Consider the following 16,994-nt stretch of genomic DNA (forward strand, 5'->3'; position numbering starts at 1 on the left):
GCCTCGGCAAGGCCCGCCTCGGCGAGTTCGCGCCACCGAACGCCGCGGAGCCACTCAGGACTGCGAGACCGTCACGAGTACCGCGGACCGAACTGTCGGTCGCCCGCGTCACCGAGACCCGGCACGATGTAGTTCACGTCATTGAGGCCGTCGTCGACGGCGGCCACGACCAGCCGACACGGATGCCCCGACTTTTCGAGCGCAGCAACGCCTTCGGGGGCGGCCACCACGCACACCGCGGTGATGTCGGTGGCGTTGCGGGCGACGAGGAGTTCGATCGTGTGGAGCATGGAGCCGCCGGTGGCGAGCATGGGATCGAGGACGAACACCGGCCGTCCCGACAGATCCTCCGGCAGCGACTCGAGGTAGGGCACCGGTTGCGCGGTCTCCTCGTCGCGTGCGAGACCCACGAAACCGACATGTGCTTCGGGGACCATCGCGTGTGCCTGCTCGACCATCCCGAGTCCGGCGCGCAGCACCGGAACCAGAAGAGGCGGAGACGCCAGCCTCGATCCGGTGTGCGCCGTCAGCGGCGTCTTGATCGCGACATCGGCGCGCGGCGCTCCGGCGAGCGCCTCGTAGATCAGCATCTGGGTGAGGTCGGACAGCGCGGCCCGGAATCCGGCATTGTCGGTGGTCTCATCGCGCATGGTGGTCAGGCGCGCGGCCGCGAGGGGATGGTCGACGATCAGGGACTCCATGCCGACCACCCTATTTCCTAGGGCGGGGTTGCGCGCCTGTTGGGCGGGTCCGATGCGTTGCAGACGACTCCGCCCGAAGATCCGATGGAACCCGATTCGGCCGCGCCGCGTCTGAAACCCATGAGCCCGTCCTCTCCACTCCCCGATCCCACACCCGGCCGCCCCGGCGTCTCGACCGAAAGTCGCCTGTCGGTTGATTCGTCTGCGCTACAGGATTTCTCCGACGCGCACCGCACGAATGCCCGAATGCTCGACGGCGGAGCCGGTGGCAAGGACGCCGCAGTCGTCGACCTGGCCATCACCTTCGGTCTGATCGGAATCGAGTTCCTCGCCGCCGTCGTCGAGTTCCTCGAGCTGTATCGGCAGAGCATCGAGGCGGCTGCCGCGCGCGAGGAACAGGTCGGGCTCACCACGCGCTCGGCCGAGACGTCCTACGTCGACTGCGACTGCGCGGCCGCCGACGGGGTCATGGCAGACCGGGATCTGACGCTGTGATCGCCGCCGAACTCCTCATCGAGCCGTTGCGGCAGCTGGTCACCGGGCTGGGCACCGGTGTCCTGGCACCGGGCAACCCCGCCGATCAGGTTCGGACGGTCGCGGGCACCGTCGAATCGGTGCGCCGCCGCTCGGTGGCGGCGACCGAGTCCGTCCTCCCGCGGTGGGACGGGGCGGGGGCGACCGGAGCCGGTGACGCGACCGGGGCGATCCACCATCAGCTGAACGGATTCACCGATCACGCCGCCGAGTTCGGCCGGCTCGTCGAGGATGCGAGTCGCACCGTCCACGCCGCGGCAACCGATTTGAACGGACTCGTGGACTCCGTTGAACGGCATATCCGCGGCCTCGCGGGCGGACTGGCCACGCCGGCAGGTCTTCTCGCAATACTGCCCATCGCCGTCGAGCACCTCGGCCGGGGCGTGGCGATCGTGGGTCGCGCTCGGGCAGAGCTCGGTGCGGACACCGAGGCGATGGTCGCCCTGACCCGTCGGACGGCACCCGGCGAGGTCACCGGAGTCGCCACCGGCGACGATCAGCTGTCGTCGACTCCCACACCCGGGGGCATCCCGATCACATTGCCCGACGGTTCGGTCGCCTACGCACCCAACAGACGAGCCGCCACGGCGGTGCGTGCCGCGCTGAGTCAACGCGGGGTCCCCTACGTATGGGGCGGGACCACGCCCGATGGGTTCGACTGCAGCGGCTTCACCCAGTGGGCCTACCGTCAGGCCGGACTCGAGCTCCCCCGACTTGCCCAGGACCAGGACACTGCCGGCCACCCGGTGTCGCAGGCGCAGCTACAGCCCGGCGATCTCGCGGTGTGGTCCGGACACGTGGCCATGTACATCGGCAACGGTCAGATGGTCGAAGCCGGTGACCCCGTGGGCGTCTCGCCGGTCCGGACCTCGAACCTCGACCAGGCATTCGAAGGCTTCTTCCGTCCGCGCTGAGAGCTGCGCCGACGGTCGATCCCCCGGACCGGTCGGACAGTTCACCGAAATGTCGTCGGTACACCACCGACCGTCTGTGGGGGCACTACTGGATTCGCCGCCGACGATCGCTAGGCTGTGTCCCCATGGCCGGAGACATCGTCCCGATTGAGCTCGGACTCACCGACGGAAACAGCTTCACCCTGTGGGCACCCCGCTGGCGTGAGGGCGATGACGAATGGGAGGCCTTCCTCGGACTCGACGAGGATCTGTATGTGCTGCCCGGCGTCGCCGAGCTCGCTGCGTTCATCCGGACCAGCGAGGACAACGACCTCGTCGAGCATCCCGCCTGGTCGACCGTGGTCGGGCTGCAGGCCGACGAACTGGTCCCCGACGAGCGCCACAGCTACGACCTCGTCGGTGTGCCCGAACTCGCCGCCGAGGACCCGACCGCCGAGGTCATCGCCGAACTCGAGGACGCACTCGAGATCGTGCGCATCCTCGGCGAGGTCTGCGAACTGACGCCGGTCACCAAGTTCTTCAACGGCAACCCGATCCTGGGCGCCGTCACCACCGGCACGCGTAACTTCGACGGCCGCGAGGGCACCGACCTCTGGGTACGCATCGGCCGACTCATCGCCAAGCACTGGGACGACGTCCTCGACGCCATCGACGAGGTCATCAGCACGCCGAAGGTCGACGCCAAGGCCGTCGAGACCGCCGAGGCGGAGCTGGAAGCCGCCGCATCCGCGGAGGACGAGGACGAGCCGGCCGACGACGACATCGAGATCGTCGGTGCCACCGACACCGACGACGAGTCGGCGGACTCCGTCGAAGAAGACGACCTCGACGACGAGGACGCAGTCGACCAGGACGACGAGGACGACTACGACGACGACGATTTCTGGGCCTCGGTCGGCATCGACCCGGTCAAGATCGTCACGAGCGCGGACGAGTACCTGACGCTCCGCTGCTACCTCGGCGACGATCCGGTCTTCCTCGGCAGCAAGGGCAAGATCTTCGTGTTCACCTCGGCCCGTTCCCTGTCCCGGTTCCTCGCCGACGACAACACGCACGACCTCGCCGACCTGTCCACGTTCGACGAGGTCCGCACCGAGGCGACCAACGGGTCGCTGGAGTTCGACGTCATCGACGACAACGTCTATGTGCTGCCGGGTCTCGCCGACGACATCGCCGACGGGCCACGCCGGATGGACCGCGACCAGCTCGACCTGGCCGTCGAACTGTTCACCGACGCGGCCGACTACGCAGGGGACGACACCGTCACCGAGGCCCTCGGCACCACCACGCCTCTGGGATGGTTCGTGGACTACACGGTCAACCCCGACCCCAAGCGCATGGCACCCAGCGGTCCGTTCGACAACGAGGCCGAGGCGTGGCGGGCGCTCGAGCACGACTTCGAGGCCCGGCTCACCAAGAAGGGCTGACCGCACGGCCCGTTCGCGCCCGTCTGGTCACGGACGTCTGGGCCGCGAACGGTGCCGTTCACCCGAGTAGCACTGCGTACCCGGGCTTGATGATGTCGTCGATGAACGCGAGCCGCTCGTCGAAGTGGATGAACGCCGACTTCATCGCGTTCACGGTGAATCGCTCGAAATCGGCCCAGCTGTATCCGAACTGATCGGCGAGCAGTCCGAACTCCTTGCTCATCGTGGTGTCGGACATGAGCCGGTTGTCGGTGTTGACGGTGACGCGGAATCGCAGCCGTGCCAGCACGTTGAACGGATGCTCGGCCAGTGAACCGACCGCCCCGGTCTGGACGTTCGAACTCGGACACAACTCAAGCGGAATCCGCTTGTCCCGCACGACGTTCGCGACCTGCCCGAGCCGGGCCCCCGCGAACGAGTGTGCGGCGAGGTCGACCCCCGCGGGTAGTTCGATGTCGTCGAAGACGCGGACGCCGTGGCCCAACCGGTCCGTCCCGCAGAAGCCGATGGCCTCGTGGATCGACGGCAGACCGAACGCCTCGCCGGCGTGGATCGTGAACGGCGCGCAGTTGGCACGCATGTACTCGAAAGCGTCGAGATGCCGGGTCGGCGGATGGCCGGCCTCGGCGCCGGCGATGTCGAAGCCGACGACACCCCGGTCGCGGTAGCGAACCGCGAGTTCGGCGATCTCGCGCGACCGGGCCGCATGGCGCATGGCGGTGACCAGGCAGCGCACGGTGATGCTCCGGCCCCGCTCGGCCGCGACCGCCTCGCCGTCGGCGAACCCTCGCAGCACCGCCTCGACGACCTCGTCCAGACCCAGCCCACCCTCGAGATGCTGCTCGGGCGCATAACGGACCTCGGCGTAGACCACGCCGTCGTCGGCAAGGTCCTCCACGCATTCCCGCGCCACACGTTCCAGTGCGCTCGCGGTCTGCATCACCGCGACCGTGTGCGAGAAGGTCTCGAGGTATCGCTCGAGCGAGCCGCTGTCCGCCGCCTGCCGGAACCACCGCCCGAGCGTCTCGGCGTCGTCGATCTGCGTGCCGTTCTCGTCCACCGGGAGGTCGTCGTAACCCACCTCGTGGGCCAGTTCGAGGACCGTCGCGGGGCGGAGTCCGCCGTCGAGGTGGTCGTGCAGGAGCACCTTCGGGGCGAGGGAGATGTTCGCCGGGGTCAGCGTCGTCATGGTGTGAACCTAACGCGGTCGATGATCAGTGGTCGGGTGCGCGCGCGGCCCGCGTGTTCAGCGGTGTCGGGTTCGACGGTCGTCGCGCCGGCCAGACACGAGCGGGCGCCGGCGATCCGGCCCTCATCCTGCGTGTGCAGGGTGAACAACGGTTGACCGGCTCGGACACGATCCCCCGGTTTCGCATGGATGATCACTCCTGCCTCGGCCGCGACCGCCTCCCCCGGTTTCGATCGGCCGCCCCCGAGTCGCCATGCGGCGTCCCCGACCGAGCGGGCGTCCACCCGGGTGACGACCCCGTCTCGCGACGCTGTCACGGTGTCGTGGTGGCGCGCCTGGGGTAACGGCGCGTCCGGGTCGCCTCCCTGCGCGGCGATCATCGCCCGCCAGGTGTCCATCGCCCGACCGTCGGCGAGATGGGTTGCGGGATCGGCATCGACGAGCCCGGCGGCGTCGAGCATCTCCCGGGCGAGGGTCAGGGTCAGCTCGACGACGTCTGCGGGTCCGCCGCCCGCGAGCACCTCCACCGATTCGGCGACCTCGACGGCATTGCCGATCGCAAGTCCGAGCGGTGTGCCCATGTCGGTGATCACCGCGCGCGTGTCGACACCCGCGTCGTGGCCGAGTTCGACCATCGTCGACGCCAGCTCTCGCGCGTCGTCCTCCTCCGGTAGGAAGGCACCCGAGCCGGTCTTGACGTCGAGGACCAGCGCGCCGGTACCCTCGGCGATCTTCTTGCTCATGATCGAGGAGGCCAACAGCGGAATGGACTCGACCGTGCCGGTGACGTCGCGCAGCGCATAGAGCTTGCGATCGGCCGGGGCCAGGTCGGCACCCGCGGCGCAGATCACCGCGCCGACCCGCTCGAGTTGATCGAGCATGTCGGCCGTGCTCACCTCGGCCCGCCATCCCGGGATGGACTCGAGTTTGTCGAGCGTGCCGCCGGTGTGACCGAGACCGCGACCGGACAGCTGTGGTACCGCCACACCGAACGACGCGACGAGCGGGGTGAGCGGCAGGGTGATCTTGTCGCCGACGCCGCCGGTGGAGTGTTTGTCGACGGTGACGAGCGTCTGGCCGTCGCGCTGCAACCCGGACAGGTCCATCCGGCGTCCGCTGTCGATCATCGCGTGCGTCCAGGACGCGATCTCCCGGCGATCCATACCGCGCAGGTACACCGCCATCAGCAGCGCCGACATCTGTTCCGGCGCCACCTCGCCACGGGTGTAGCCGTCGACCATCCAGGCGATCTGCGCGTCGCTGAGCTCGTGTCCGCCCCTCTTGGTCGCGATCACCGACACCGCGTGGATGATCTCGCGCTCCTCGGCCGTCATCCGCGCACTGCCTGCAGATCGTCGGGCCCGAAGGCATCGGGTAGCAGATCCGCGAGCGCCCGAGGTCCGTCGCGGTGGTCGACGAGAAGCTCTCGCCCGCCGTGTTCGAAGAGCACTTGCCGGCACCGGCCGCACGGCATCAGAACGGCCCCGCGGGCGTCGCAGACACTGACCGCGCGAAGCCTCCGGTCGCCCCCGTTCACCAGGGCGGCGACCAGTGCGACCTCGGCGCAGATCCCCAGCCCATATGAGACATTTTCCACATTGCAACCAGCGACGACACGACCCTCGGACGTGATGCCGGCGGCCCCGACGGGATACCCGGAGTATGGGGCGTAGGCCCGATCGATCATCGATTTTGCCTTGTCCCGCAACATATCCCATTCGATTTCAGCAACCACGTGGATCTCCTGTCGCACGGCGTCATCGGCCGTTCATCCGGATTTCATCACGGCAAAGCTTGGGTAAGGCAAACCTAAGTCGTAATGTCTTGTCGCTCAGATCGGTTCGGGCAATTTACCACCAGAATGTGCATGGGTTTAGAGTCTCTTCCTATGGGTCCATGGTCGAGTCGGAGCATGCCGATTCGACGCGTCCATCGACGATGTTGGAGGCCACTTTCCCGATGAGCACCTCGACCGAAGTCGCACCCGACCCGGTGCGCAGACGATCTCTCTATCGCGGCGATCCCGGCATGTGGTCGTGGGTCCTGCACCGCATCACCGGCGTCACGATCTTCTTCTTCCTGTTCGTACACGTGCTGGACACCGCGGTCATCCGCGTCGACCCCAATCAGTACGACGCGATCATCGAGACCTACAAGACGCCGATCATCGGTCTCATGGAGATCGCCCTGGTCGCCTGCGTCCTGTTCCACGCCTTCAACGGTGTGCGCCTGATCCTCGTGGACTTCTGGTCCAAGGGACCCAAGTACCAGCGGCAGATGCTGTGGGTCGCCCTGACCCTGTTCGTCATCGTCTTCGGCGCCGGCACGGTCCGCCTGCTGCAGATCCTGTTCAGCCACCTGTAGGAGACACCAGAGATGACCACCTCGGAAGCCACCGGTGTCGCCAAGACCCTCGGCACGCAACACGACCGTCCCGCGAGCCTGGACAACCCACGCTCGCCCCGCAAGCCCAAGGGCGGCAACTTCGAGAAGAACGCATGGCTGTTCATGCGGTTCTCGGGTCTGCTGCTCGTCGTCCTGACGATCGGCCACATGTTCATCATGCTGGCCTGGGACGGCGGCGTGCACCGCATCGACGCCTCGTTCGTCGCCGCACGCTGGAGCTCGCCCTTCTGGCAGATCTGGGATCTCACCATGCTGTGGCTGGCCCAGCTGCACGGCGGCAACGGTGTGCGCACCGTCATCGCCGACTACTCCCGCAAGGACTCGACCCGTTTCTGGCTGAACGTGCTGCTCGCCGTGTCGATGATCCTCGTCCTCACGATGGGCACCTACGCCCTCCTGACCTTCGACGTCAACAGCGTCGGCTAGAGGAGACCTAAGACATGCAGGAACACCGCTACGACGTCGTCATCGTGGGCGCCGGCGGCGCAGGCATGCGCGCGGCGATCGAAGCCGCCCCGCGTGCCCGCACCGCGGTGCTGACCAAGCTGTACCCGACCCGCAGCCACACCGGCGCGGCCCAGGGCGGCATGTGTGCGGCACTCGCCAACGTCGAGGAAGACAACTGGGAGTGGCACACCTTCGACACGGTCAAGGGTGGTGACTACCTCGCCGATCAGGACGCCGTCGAGATCATGGCCAAGGAGGCCATCGACGCGGTGCTCGATCTCGAGAAGATGGGCCTGCCCTTCAACCGGACCCCCGAGGGCAAGATCGACCAGCGTCGTTTCGGTGGCCACACCCGCGATCACGGCAAGTCGCCGGTTCGGCGTGCCTGCTACGCCGCCGACCGCACCGGTCACATGATCCTGCAGACGCTGTACCAGAACTGCGTCAAGCACGACGTCGAGTTCTTCAACGAGTTCTACGCCCTCGACATCTGCCTCACCGAGAACGAGAACGGCGAGCAGGTGGCCACCGGCGTCGTCGCCTACGAGCTCGCCACCGGCGAGATCCACGTCTTCCACGCCAAGTCGATCGTCTTCGCGACGGGCGGCTCGGGGCGCATGTACAAGACGACGTCGAACGCGCACACGCTGACCGGCGATGGCATGGGCATCATCTTCCGCAAGGGTCTGCCCCTCGAGGACATGGAGTTCCACCAGTTCCACCCGACGGGTCTGGCGGGTCTCGGCATCCTCATCTCGGAGGCGGTCCGCGGCGAGGGCGGAATCCTGCGCAACGCCGACGGTGAACGCTTCATGGAGCGCTACGCCCCCACCATCAAGGACCTCGCGCCGCGCGACATCGTCGCCCGCTCGATGGTGCTCGAGGTGCTCGAGGGTCGCGGCGCCGGCCCGAACAAGGACTACGTCTACATCGACGTGACCCACCTCGGCGAGGACGTCCTCAACGAAAAACTCCCCGACATCACCGAGTTCGCCCGCACCTATCTGGGCGTCGACCCGGTCACCGAGTACGTGCCGGTGTTCCCGACCTGCCACTACGTCATGGGTGGCATCCCGACGAACATCAACGGCCAGGTGCTGCGCAACAACGACGAGGTCGTGCACGGCCTGTACGCCGCAGGCGAGTGCGCGTGCGTGTCGGTCCACGGGGCCAACCGCCTGGGCACCAACTCCCTGCTCGACATCAACGTCTTCGGACGCCGCGCGGGTATCGCCGCCGCGGATTACGCGAATTCGGCCGAGTTCGCCGAGCTTCCCCAGACGCCCACCGAGATGGTCGATTCGTGGCTCGAGCTGCTGCTCAGTGACCACGGACACGAGCGCGTCGCCGACATCCGCACCGAGCTGCAGGCGTCGATGGACGCCAACGCCTCGGTGTTCCGGACCGAGGAGACCCTCAAGCAGGCCCTGACCGACATCCATCGGTTCAAGGAGCGCTATGCCCACATCCGGGTTCACGACAAGGGCAAGCGTTTCAACAGCGATCTCCTCGAAGCCATCGAGCTCGGCTTCCTCTTGGAGATGGCAGAGGTGACGGTGGCCGGGGCCCTGAACCGCAAGGAGTCGCGCGGCGGTCACGCTCGCGAGGACTACCCGGATCGCGACGACGTCAACTACAAACGGCACACCATGGCCTACAAAAAGGGCACGGATCTCCTTTCAGACATCGAGCTGGAGTACAAGCCCGTCGTGGAAACCCGCTACGAGCCGATGGAGCGTAAGTACTGATGACATCTGTTCTGGACAAGCCCGCGCCGTCGTCCGACGAGCCGCCGTTGCCCCCGGTGCCCGACGAGGCCACGATGGTGACGCTCAAGATCTTCCGGTTCAACCCGGAGAACCCCGACGCCCAGGGGTTCGAGAGCTTCCGCGTCCCGGCGTTGCCGACTGACCGTCTGCTCAATCTGCTCCTCTACGTGAAGGGCTACCTCGACGGGACGCTCACCTTCCGTCGGAGTTGTGCCCACGGTGTGTGCGGGTCCGATGCGATGCGGATCAACGGCGTCAACCGTCTCGCCTGCAAGCTCCTGATGAAGGACATGCTCCCCAAGGACTCGTCCAAGGAGATCACCATCACCATCGAGCCGATCCGCGGCTTGCCGGTGGAGAAGGATCTCGTCGTCGACATGGAGCCGTTCTTCGACGCGTTCCGCGCGATCAAGCCGTTCCTGATCACCTCGGGGAACGAGCCGACCCGCGAGCGTATCCAGAGCCAGGCCGACCGCGCGCGCTTCGACGACACCACCAAGTGCATCCTGTGCGCCTGCTGTACGACGAGCTGTCCGGTGTTCTGGACCGAGGGTTCGTACTTCGGTCCGGCCGCGATCGTCAACGCGCACCGGTTCATCTTCGACAGCCGCGACGAAGGGGCCGTCGAGCGTCTCGACATCCTCAACGACGTCGATGGCGTGTGGCGGTGCCGCACGACCTTCAACTGCACCGACGCCTGCCCGCGTGGCATCCAGGTCACCCAGGCGATCTCGGAGGTCAAGCGCGCACTCATGTTCTCGCGCTAGCCCACTCGAACTCTTCTCTGCAGCCCGGCGCCGGCCCGCACCCTCAGGGGTGCGGGCCGGCGTCGTCGGTGGAGGTCGCGGCGGACAGGTTTCCGGTCGAACCCCGGTCAGACACGGTGGGAGCCCGGAGTTCTCGTGCGTCGTCTCACCACAGTTGCGTTGACGGTCGACACCCGAGCGCCGGCAAGCCGGCCGGAGACCCGATGGAACCGATCCGCCGCGCGATGCGTCGAAGAAGGACCGAGGTGACAGGCTCGTCGCCGAACCGGTGATCGTCCATCGAACGGAGTTCCCCATGGCTCGTGCCCTGTTGTTCCGGCTGCTGCTGACATTCGCGGTGAGCACGCTGGCGTGGCTGCTGGTGTTCGCACCTGCCGCGGCGGCCCCCACCACCGACACCCAACGCATCACGATCACCTTCACATCCGACCGCGAGCGCAACGGCGCGGCGGCCTGGACAGATGCCGACGGCCGGCTGCGTACCCAGCCCGATGTCCCGCTCGTCCAGAGGGATTCGGAAGGCACGTGGTCGGCGTCGCTGGTGTACACCCGCACCGCCGGTGACCTCCCTCTCGACGCCCTGTTCCAATCCGGCGGTCGTCTCGCCCGGTGCGAGATCCAGGTCGACGGCGAGCTGGTCGCCGACCACACCGCACGCGGCCCCCGTCCCACGAGTTCGTGCGGTACGGGTTGATTCGGTCCGATGCGCGGTGGCACGGCGTCGACGAGAGGAAATGCCGGTGAGAACGTACGCTTGCTCTCGTCATGAGCAGCGGAACAGAACCGGTCGAAGCACCGCCGGAGCGGTTGCGGCTTCTGGAGATCCGGCATGCGGAGTCCGAGCCGCCGGGCGCCTACGGGCCGGCCCTGGACGCGGTCACCGAGACGACCACGCTGCGAATCTGGCGCGAGCCCGCGACGATCGATCCGACGGACTTCGACGCCATCGTCGTTCTCGGTGGAGAGATGGGAGTAGGCGACGCGGACCGGATCCCCTGGATCGCCGACGAACTCGACCTGCTCCGTCGGGCGCGTGCGGGAGATGTCCCGATCTGGGGCGTCTGCCTGGGTGCGCAGATGCTGGCGGCGGCACTCGGCGGCGAGGTGTCCGTCGGCGATACACCGGAACTCGGGGTGTGCCGGGTCAGCCTGAACGACGCGGGAATGGCCGATCCGGTGTGGGGCGGGGCGGTCACCGCTCCTGCGCCCCGCGAGATCGACACCGTGCAATGGCATTTCGACACTTTCACCCTGCCGCCCGGGGCAACCCTGCTCGCATCGTCGGAATCCTGTGCCACTCAGCTGTTCCGCGTGGGCAACTGCTACGGCGTGCAGTTCCATCTCGAGGCCGGCGGCGATCTCGTCGGAGGCTGGCTATCGCATCCGGACTCACGATGCGCGGTGGCCGAAGTCCTCGGTGAAGCCGCAACCGACCGCTTCCCCACCGACGCCGCAGCTGCCGAGAGTGTGACAGCGCCGTTGGCGGACGCGGTCATGCGGCGTTGGTTGACCGAGGTCGTCGGCAGCCGACGGTCCCGCTGGTAACGTGCGGCCGATGACCCCGACGTGGACTCGTCGTGCCGCGTGCGCACTCGTCGCCGTGCTGACCGTCGGACTCCTCGGTCTCCCTCTGGACGTCGACTCCGCCGTTGCCGTTCCGCTGCCGACCGCACCACCGCCGGCGGTCACCACCCCGGTCACCGACCACTGTCCGCACAAGATCGCGACGCCGCCCGCCGTCGACGCATCCGAGGTGGTCGCGCCCGGTTCGCCGACGCCCACTCCCCTCCCCGTTCCGACTCCGGCCGTCGGGGGCGAGGACCTCGCCGGTTGTGGGGTCGTCGCCGACCCGGCCGCGGGCCCCGTCCCGCCGCGCCTGACCTCGGCGGGCTGGTTGATCGCTGATCTCGAATCCGGACGGATCATCGCCGCCAAGGACCCCCATGGTCGCTACCGGCCCGCGTCGACGATCAAAGTCCTCCTCGCGCTCGTCGTCCTCGACGAACTCGATCTGGCCGCGCACGTCGTCCCCACCGCCGAGGACTGGAGCACCGAGGGCGACTCCTGCGGCATGGGACCCGGCGGGGTCTACACCGTCCGGGATCTGCTCACCGGATTGCTGCTCGTGTCGGGCAACGACTGCGCCAATGCCCTCGCGCGTGAGCTCGGCGGCGTCGACGCCGCCCTCGAGAAGATGAATGACCGGGCGAGAGCACTCGGTGCGCACGACACACGTGCCGCGAGCCCATCCGGCCTCGACGCCGCGGGGATGTCGTCCTCGCCGTACGACCTCGCGTTGGTCTTCCGGGCCGCGATGGCCGAGCCGACTTTCCGCCAGATGATCGCGACGCCCACCTTCCGCTTTCCGGGATACCCGCGGCGTCCGGACGTGCCGGGGGACAAAGACCATCCCCCTTACGACATGTACAGCACCAACCGCCTTCTCCTCGACGGTTATCCGGGAATCGTCGGAGGCAAGACCGGGTACACCGATGACGCGCGCAAGACGTTCGTGGGAGCTGCCGAACGGGACGGCCGGACGGTGATCATCGTGCAGATGTTCGGGCTGTCCGTCGACGGCGACCTCTACTGGGATCAGGCCGCGTCCATGTTCGAGTACGGATTCCGGACCGACCCCGCCATCTCGGTGGGCCACCTCGTCGAACCGACGGCTGCCTCTGGGGAGTCCTCGACGCCGGCACCGCCGCAGACCGAGAAGCGATCCCTGACAACGGGTTCCGACCAGGCGTCGGCAACCTCTGTCCAGATCCTGATCGGGCTCGTGGCAGCTCTGATCGCGGTCGTCCTACTCCTGCTCGGGTTGCGGCTCGCCGGACGTCGCTGAGCCCGGGAGTGGCACCCGGCCCCGGTGTCACCGACGGCGAAGGACTCCGACGAACGCCACGGCCACCGCACCCACTGCGGCCGCGGCCGCGAGCGCACCCGCCCGGGGCGTCGGGCTCACCTCGACGGTCGGCGAGATCACCACCGGACGATGCAGCTCCGCATCGGGCTCCTCCACCACCTGATACGAGTTGTTGATGGGGTCGGTCGCACACCACGCAGTGGCGTACAACACGATTCGCGATGCCAGGTACGCGAAGACGAAGACGCCGAAGATCGGACCGAACGCCACTCCGGCCGGCGACCCGAGAACCGATTGAAGATAGAGTCCACCAAGGGATTTCATCAGCTCGAAAGCGATCGCGATGACGAGACCGGCCTTCATCGCATGCGTCATGGGCAACGGCACCAGCGGAAGCCTCGCGAGCACGAAGGTGAACAGCAGCCAACTGGCGAACACCGAGACGACGATGGCGACCACCCGCACCACGACCGGGGCCCACGAGGCGTCGTCGAGTCCGACCCAGGAGAGCATCGTGGTGGTGAGTCCGCTGTTGCCGAGGGTCGTCAGGGCCATCGTCACGGCGAAGGCAATGCCCAGCAGCGCGAACGTGAGGAGGTCCCACACCTTCGACAGAACGGGGTTGCGGTCGACGCGGCCTCCGTACATCTCGGTGAAGGCCACCCGGACACCGGAGATCCACCCGATACCGGTGAAAGCGGCACCGACCAGACCGACGATGCCGACCGCGGCGCGTGAGGAGATCGCCGAATCGATGACCTCGCTGAGCTGCTCGCCCATCTTGCCCGGCGCGGCCTCGACGACGGCCTTCTGCAGGTCCTCGAGTAGTTGGGGCTGATTGGCGAGCACGAACGCCGCGACCGAGAACACCACCATGATGATCGGGACGAGCGCGAGGATGCCGTTGAAGCTGATGGCCGCGGCGTACACGTTTCCGCGACGGTCGTTGTACCGCTCGACGGTCTGCACCAGGTGCTCGATGGCCGGCCACTTCTCCCGCGCCGCGGCGAAGGTCGACTTCCCTTTGTCCACAGCCGATTTCGCCGTGTCTACCGGTGACTTCGCCGTGTCTGGCGCGGAGGTCATGGGTGTGGCCTTCCTGATCGGATCGCGGGACGGGCGTCCTGCGGGTCCGGTCTCACCGGCCAGGCGCCAGGAATCCCACCTTGTCATAGACCGATGCCAGCGTCTCGGAGGCGACAGCGCGTGCGCGGGCCGCGCCCCGGGCCAGGATGGCGTCGAGTTCGGCTGGGTCGGAGAGGTACTGGTCGACGCGACCGCGCAGCGGGGTCACGAACTCGGCCAGCACTTCCGCGGTGTCGACCTTCAGATCGCCGTACCCCTTCCCCTCGTACTTGGCGACCAGATCGTCGACGCCGACGCCGGACAGCGCGGACTGGATGGTCAGGAGGTTGGAGACCCCGGGCTTCTCGGCGACATCGAACCGGATCTCCGAACCGGTGTCGGTGACGGCGGACCGGATCTTCTTCGCCGATCGCTTGGGATCGTCGAGCAGGTTGATGAGGCCCTTGTCGGTGTCCGCGGACTTGCTCATCTTGGCGGTCGGGTTCTGGAGGTCGTAGATCTTGGCGAACTCGGACACGATGTGCGCTTGCGGCACCTTCAGCACCTTGCCGAACCGGGAGTTGAACCGCTGCGCGAGGTCGCGGGTGAGCTCGAGGTGCTGCCGCTGGTCCTCACCCACCGGCACGCGGTCGACCTGGAAGGCGAGGATGTCGGCGGCCATCAGGATGGGGTAGGTGAACAGCCCGACACCCGCGGCGTCGACGCCCTGCTTGGCCGACTTGTCCTTGAACTGCGTCATGCGGCCGGCCTCGCCGAAGCCGGTGATGCAGGACAGCACCCAGGTCAGCTGGGCGATCTCGGGGATGTGGGACTGCACGTAGATCGTCGAACGGTCGGGGTCCACGCCGACGGCGAGTAGCTGCGCGACGCTGAGGCGGGTGCGGTCGGCCAAGACCTTCGGATCGAACGGCACCGTGAGTGCGTGCATGTCCGGGATGAAATAGAACGCCTCGAAGTCGTCCTGCAACGCCACCCACTGACGCACCGCACCGAGATAGTTGCCGAGGTGGAAGGAATCGCTGGTCGGCTGGATGCCCGACAGCACACGCGGCCGGGTCTGCGCCGCCCCGTCCGCCGGGTCTCCGTTGCGCTCTGCGTCGCTGGTCATGACGCCCAGTTTGTCAGATCCGGTCACTCGTACCGCACGGTGACCGGGGCGTGGTCGGACCAGCGAAGATCGTAGGCCGCGGCGCGTGCGACCTCGGCCTTGACCGCGCGTGCGGCCAGCGCCTTGTTGGTGAGCTGATAGTCGATCCGCCACCCGGAATCGTTGTCGAACGCCTTCCCGCGCCACGACCACCACGAATAGGGGCCGTCGTCGTCCGGGAAGAGCTCCCGCATGACGTCGCGCCACCCTGCGCCGAGCACCTCGCCCACCCAGGCACGCTCGTGCGGGAGGAAGCCGGGGCTCTTGAGGTTGCCCTTCCAGTTCTTGATGTCGGCCTCGGTCGGCGCGATGTTCCAGTCGCCGCCCACGACGACGTGGCGGCGTCGGCGGACCAGCCGACCGAGGTACGCACCGAACTCGTCCATGAAACGGACCTTCTCGTCGTGCTTGACGATGTCCTTCTCGGCGTCGGAGAGTGCGGCGCCTTTGGGCAGGTACAGGCTGCCCGCGGTCAGGGGCCCCAGGTCGGTGTCGACGTCAACCTCGAGGTAGCGGCCGAGACCGTCGAACTCGTCACTTCCGAACCCGACGCGCACCGCAGCGGGAGCCTCGCGCGTCAGCACACCGACGCCCGCGTGCCCCTTGACGGCCGACTCACTCATCGTCAGATGCCAGCCGTCGGCGAGTGCCGGGGCCAGGGCTTCACGAGCCAGGTCCTCACTCGCGCGGACTTCCTGCAGCAGGACCACATCCAGCCCGGAAGTGTCGAGCCAGGGCAGCAAGCCGCGATTGGCCTCGGATCGATGCTTGACCGCTGCGCGGATTCCGTTGACGTTCACCGTGGAGATCGTGAGTGGCACGGGGACACATCCTACGGACGAAGACCGACAGCCCCGCCGGCCCGTGATCGCACCGCCTGGGATCGATAAAGGTAAGGCAACCCTTGTGCGGGCACCCTAAGGTATGTAAGCATTGCCTAATCCAGGCACGAAGGTGAGTCCGAAGATGTTCGTTTGCATATGTCGCGCCGTGACGGTCGACGAGGTCCATGCGCACTGCGATGCAGGTGCGTACACCGTCGACGCGATCGGCGATCGGTGCGGCGCGGGCGAAGGCTGCGGAACCTGCCTGGACGAACTGCACAACATCCTGAGTGAAAGGGCGTCAACCGCGACGACCGCTGCCTGATCCGACCTCCGACCCGAGAACCTCGCGCGAGAACACGCGCGGGGGTATTTGCCGTGTTACGGTTCGACCGAATACACACGGCGAACGGGAGGCTGACACATGCGTGGCGACGACGAGGTCATCGAACTGCTCAACGAACAGCTCACCAGTGAGCTCACGGCGATCAACCAGTACTTCCTCCATGCGAAGATGCAGCAGAGCTGGGGACTCACCGAGATCGCGGCGAAGACCCGGGCCGAGTCGATCGAAGAGATGACCCACGCCGAGGTCCTGACCGATCGCATCCTGTTCCTCGACGCCCTCCCCAACTACCAGCGACTCTTGCCACTGCGCATCGGGCAGTCGATCCGCGAGCAGTTCGAGTCGGACATGTCGATCGAGGTCGAGGTCGTCGAGCGCCTGCGACCCGGGATCGCGATGTGCCGGGCCAAGGGTGACGTCACCAGCGCGAACCTCCTGGAGAAGATCCTCGCTGACGAGGAAGAGCACATCGACTACCTCGAGACGCAACTCGAGCTGATCAACAAGCTCGGTGAGCAGCTCTACCTGTCGAAGACGATCGCCACACCGCCGACCAACGGCTGAACACCCC

The 16,994-nt window shown here is 67.2% G+C and carries 19 protein-coding genes; 12 read left to right on the forward strand and 7 right to left on the reverse strand.

What is annotated here, in order from left to right:
* Window positions 1–71: 71 nt before the first annotated feature.
* Window positions 72–701 carry a uracil phosphoribosyltransferase gene (gene upp / locus ACFW3F_RS10415; RefSeq protein WP_388056942.1) on the reverse strand — a complete coding sequence of 210 codons (630 nt, stop codon included), beginning with the start codon at window positions 699–701 and terminating at the stop codon, window positions 72–74.
* 120 nt (window positions 702–821) lie between these two features.
* On the opposite strand from upp, the gene ACFW3F_RS10420 reads away from it, so the two are divergent.
* The 3 genes from ACFW3F_RS10420 (at window position 822) to ACFW3F_RS10430 (ending at window position 3,576) form a co-directional block, all read left to right on the forward strand.
* Window positions 822–1,196 (forward strand): type VII secretion target, encoded by a 375-nt coding sequence (locus ACFW3F_RS10420; RefSeq protein ID WP_388056944.1) that lies wholly within the window; start codon window positions 822–824, stop codon window positions 1,194–1,196.
* A complete protein-coding gene (locus ACFW3F_RS10425) occupies window positions 1,193–2,149 on the forward strand; it encodes a C40 family peptidase (protein ID WP_388056946.1) in 957 nt (318 codons plus the stop codon). Before ACFW3F_RS10420 ends, ACFW3F_RS10425 begins: the two co-directional genes overlap by 4 nt.
* Window positions 2,150–2,274: 125 nt before the next feature.
* Window positions 2,275–3,576: a primosomal protein gene (locus ACFW3F_RS10430; protein ID WP_388056948.1), complete on the forward strand. Its 1,302-nt coding sequence runs from the start codon at window positions 2,275–2,277 to the stop codon at window positions 3,574–3,576.
* Between the two features lie 58 nt (window positions 3,577–3,634).
* Here the strand turns inward: ACFW3F_RS10430 and ACFW3F_RS10435 are convergent, their stop codons facing one another.
* From ACFW3F_RS10435 to ACFW3F_RS10445, 3 genes are read right to left on the reverse strand one after another with little or no spacing between them, the layout of a single operon-like run.
* A complete protein-coding gene (locus ACFW3F_RS10435) occupies window positions 3,635–4,765 on the reverse strand; it encodes an adenosine deaminase (protein ID WP_388056950.1) in 1,131 nt (376 codons plus the stop codon).
* Window positions 4,762–6,099 (reverse strand): thymidine phosphorylase, encoded by a 1,338-nt coding sequence (locus ACFW3F_RS10440; protein WP_388056952.1) that lies wholly within the window; start codon window positions 6,097–6,099, stop codon window positions 4,762–4,764. Before ACFW3F_RS10440 ends, ACFW3F_RS10435 begins: the two co-directional genes overlap by 4 nt.
* Window positions 6,096–6,500 carry a cytidine deaminase gene (locus ACFW3F_RS10445; RefSeq protein WP_388056954.1) on the reverse strand — a complete coding sequence of 135 codons (405 nt, stop codon included), beginning with the start codon at window positions 6,498–6,500 and terminating at the stop codon, window positions 6,096–6,098. The genes ACFW3F_RS10440 and ACFW3F_RS10445 overlap by 4 nt, the downstream gene beginning before the upstream one ends.
* A 224-nt stretch (window positions 6,501–6,724) precedes the next feature.
* Here ACFW3F_RS10445 and sdhC point away from each other — a divergent pair, with 224 nt between their 5' ends.
* From sdhC to ACFW3F_RS10480, 7 genes are all read left to right on the forward strand, one after another.
* Window positions 6,725–7,129: a succinate dehydrogenase, cytochrome b556 subunit gene (gene sdhC, locus ACFW3F_RS10450; protein WP_388056956.1), complete on the forward strand. Its 405-nt coding sequence runs from the start codon at window positions 6,725–6,727 to the stop codon at window positions 7,127–7,129.
* 12 nt (window positions 7,130–7,141) lie between these two features.
* Window positions 7,142–7,597: a succinate dehydrogenase hydrophobic membrane anchor subunit gene (locus tag ACFW3F_RS10455; RefSeq protein WP_004021682.1), complete on the forward strand. Its 456-nt coding sequence runs from the start codon at window positions 7,142–7,144 to the stop codon at window positions 7,595–7,597.
* A gap of 14 nt (window positions 7,598–7,611) precedes the next feature.
* Complete coding sequence (gene sdhA, locus ACFW3F_RS10460; protein WP_388056958.1) at window positions 7,612–9,366, forward strand: succinate dehydrogenase flavoprotein subunit; 1,755 nt, start codon at window positions 7,612–7,614, stop codon at window positions 9,364–9,366.
* Window positions 9,366–10,154: a succinate dehydrogenase iron-sulfur subunit gene (locus ACFW3F_RS10465; protein WP_388056960.1), complete on the forward strand. Its 789-nt coding sequence runs from the start codon at window positions 9,366–9,368 to the stop codon at window positions 10,152–10,154. The genes sdhA and ACFW3F_RS10465 overlap by 1 nt, the downstream gene beginning before the upstream one ends.
* Window positions 10,155–10,449: 295 nt before the next feature.
* Window positions 10,450–10,848, forward strand: coding sequence for a hypothetical protein (locus ACFW3F_RS10470; RefSeq protein WP_388056962.1), 399 nt, complete (start codon window positions 10,450–10,452; stop codon window positions 10,846–10,848).
* A 71-nt stretch (window positions 10,849–10,919) separates the two neighbouring features.
* Window positions 10,920–11,699: a type 1 glutamine amidotransferase gene (locus ACFW3F_RS10475; RefSeq protein ID WP_388056964.1), complete on the forward strand. Its 780-nt coding sequence runs from the start codon at window positions 10,920–10,922 to the stop codon at window positions 11,697–11,699.
* Between the two features lie 10 nt (window positions 11,700–11,709).
* Complete coding sequence (locus ACFW3F_RS10480) at window positions 11,710–12,999, forward strand: D-alanyl-D-alanine carboxypeptidase family protein (protein WP_388056966.1); 1,290 nt, start codon at window positions 11,710–11,712, stop codon at window positions 12,997–12,999.
* 27 nt (window positions 13,000–13,026) lie between these two features.
* Here ACFW3F_RS10480 and ACFW3F_RS10485 read toward each other — a convergent pair whose 3' ends face one another.
* The 3 genes from ACFW3F_RS10485 to ACFW3F_RS10495 are packed head-to-tail and all read right to left on the reverse strand — an operon-like array spanning window position 13,027 to window position 16,074.
* On the reverse strand, window positions 13,027–14,106 hold the full coding sequence (locus tag ACFW3F_RS10485) for a YhjD/YihY/BrkB family envelope integrity protein (RefSeq protein WP_388056967.1): 1,080 nt from the start codon (window positions 14,104–14,106) through the stop codon (window positions 13,027–13,029).
* 52 nt (window positions 14,107–14,158) lie between these two features.
* Complete coding sequence (gene trpS / locus ACFW3F_RS10490) at window positions 14,159–15,214, reverse strand: tryptophan--tRNA ligase (RefSeq protein WP_388056969.1); 1,056 nt, start codon at window positions 15,212–15,214, stop codon at window positions 14,159–14,161.
* A 23-nt stretch (window positions 15,215–15,237) separates the two neighbouring features.
* Entirely contained in the window at window positions 15,238–16,074 is an 837-nt protein-coding gene (locus ACFW3F_RS10495; protein WP_388056971.1) for an exodeoxyribonuclease III, read from the reverse strand.
* A 145-nt stretch (window positions 16,075–16,219) separates the two neighbouring features.
* On the opposite strand from ACFW3F_RS10495, the gene ACFW3F_RS10500 reads away from it, so the two are divergent.
* On the forward strand, window positions 16,220–16,402 hold the full coding sequence (locus tag ACFW3F_RS10500; RefSeq protein ID WP_388057029.1) for a bacterioferritin-associated ferredoxin: 183 nt from the start codon (window positions 16,220–16,222) through the stop codon (window positions 16,400–16,402).
* Window positions 16,403–16,501: 99 nt separating this feature from the next.
* Window positions 16,502–16,987 (forward strand): bacterioferritin, encoded by a 486-nt coding sequence (gene bfr, locus ACFW3F_RS10505; protein WP_388056973.1) that lies wholly within the window; start codon window positions 16,502–16,504, stop codon window positions 16,985–16,987.
* Window positions 16,988–16,994 lie beyond the last annotated feature (7 nt).

The organism is Gordonia sp. NPDC058843, from assembly GCF_042743165.1.
Taxonomy (GTDB): domain Bacteria; phylum Actinomycetota; class Actinomycetes; order Mycobacteriales; family Mycobacteriaceae; genus Gordonia.

Excerpts from the sequence above, each read along its gene's own strand:
- ACFW3F_RS10440 (WP_388056952.1), bottom strand. The coding sequence starts at position 6,099 with ATGACGGCCGAGGAGCGCGAGATCATCCACGCGGTGTCGGTGATCGCG.
- ACFW3F_RS10420 (WP_388056944.1), top strand. The coding sequence starts at position 822 with ATGAGCCCGTCCTCTCCACTCCCCGATCCCACACCCGGCCGCCCCGGC.
- ACFW3F_RS10480 (WP_388056966.1), top strand. The coding sequence starts at position 11,710 with ATGACCCCGACGTGGACTCGTCGTGCCGCGTGCGCACTCGTCGCCGTG.
- ACFW3F_RS10475 (WP_388056964.1), top strand. The coding sequence starts at position 10,920 with ATGAGCAGCGGAACAGAACCGGTCGAAGCACCGCCGGAGCGGTTGCGG.
- upp (WP_388056942.1), bottom strand. The coding sequence starts at position 701 with ATGGAGTCCCTGATCGTCGACCATCCCCTCGCGGCCGCGCGCCTGACC.
- bfr (WP_388056973.1), top strand. The coding sequence starts at position 16,502 with ATGCGTGGCGACGACGAGGTCATCGAACTGCTCAACGAACAGCTCACC.
- trpS (WP_388056969.1), bottom strand. The coding sequence starts at position 15,214 with ATGACCAGCGACGCAGAGCGCAACGGAGACCCGGCGGACGGGGCGGCG.
- ACFW3F_RS10500 (WP_388057029.1), top strand. The coding sequence starts at position 16,220 with ATGTTCGTTTGCATATGTCGCGCCGTGACGGTCGACGAGGTCCATGCG.
- ACFW3F_RS10465 (WP_388056960.1), top strand. The coding sequence starts at position 9,366 with ATGACATCTGTTCTGGACAAGCCCGCGCCGTCGTCCGACGAGCCGCCG.
- ACFW3F_RS10455 (WP_004021682.1), top strand. The coding sequence starts at position 7,142 with ATGACCACCTCGGAAGCCACCGGTGTCGCCAAGACCCTCGGCACGCAA.
- ACFW3F_RS10485 (WP_388056967.1), bottom strand. The coding sequence starts at position 14,106 with ATGACCTCCGCGCCAGACACGGCGAAGTCACCGGTAGACACGGCGAAA.
- ACFW3F_RS10430 (WP_388056948.1), top strand. The coding sequence starts at position 2,275 with ATGGCCGGAGACATCGTCCCGATTGAGCTCGGACTCACCGACGGAAAC.
- ACFW3F_RS10470 (WP_388056962.1), top strand. The coding sequence starts at position 10,450 with ATGGCTCGTGCCCTGTTGTTCCGGCTGCTGCTGACATTCGCGGTGAGC.
- sdhC (WP_388056956.1), top strand. The coding sequence starts at position 6,725 with ATGAGCACCTCGACCGAAGTCGCACCCGACCCGGTGCGCAGACGATCT.
- sdhA (WP_388056958.1), top strand. The coding sequence starts at position 7,612 with ATGCAGGAACACCGCTACGACGTCGTCATCGTGGGCGCCGGCGGCGCA.
- ACFW3F_RS10435 (WP_388056950.1), bottom strand. The coding sequence starts at position 4,765 with ATGACGACGCTGACCCCGGCGAACATCTCCCTCGCCCCGAAGGTGCTC.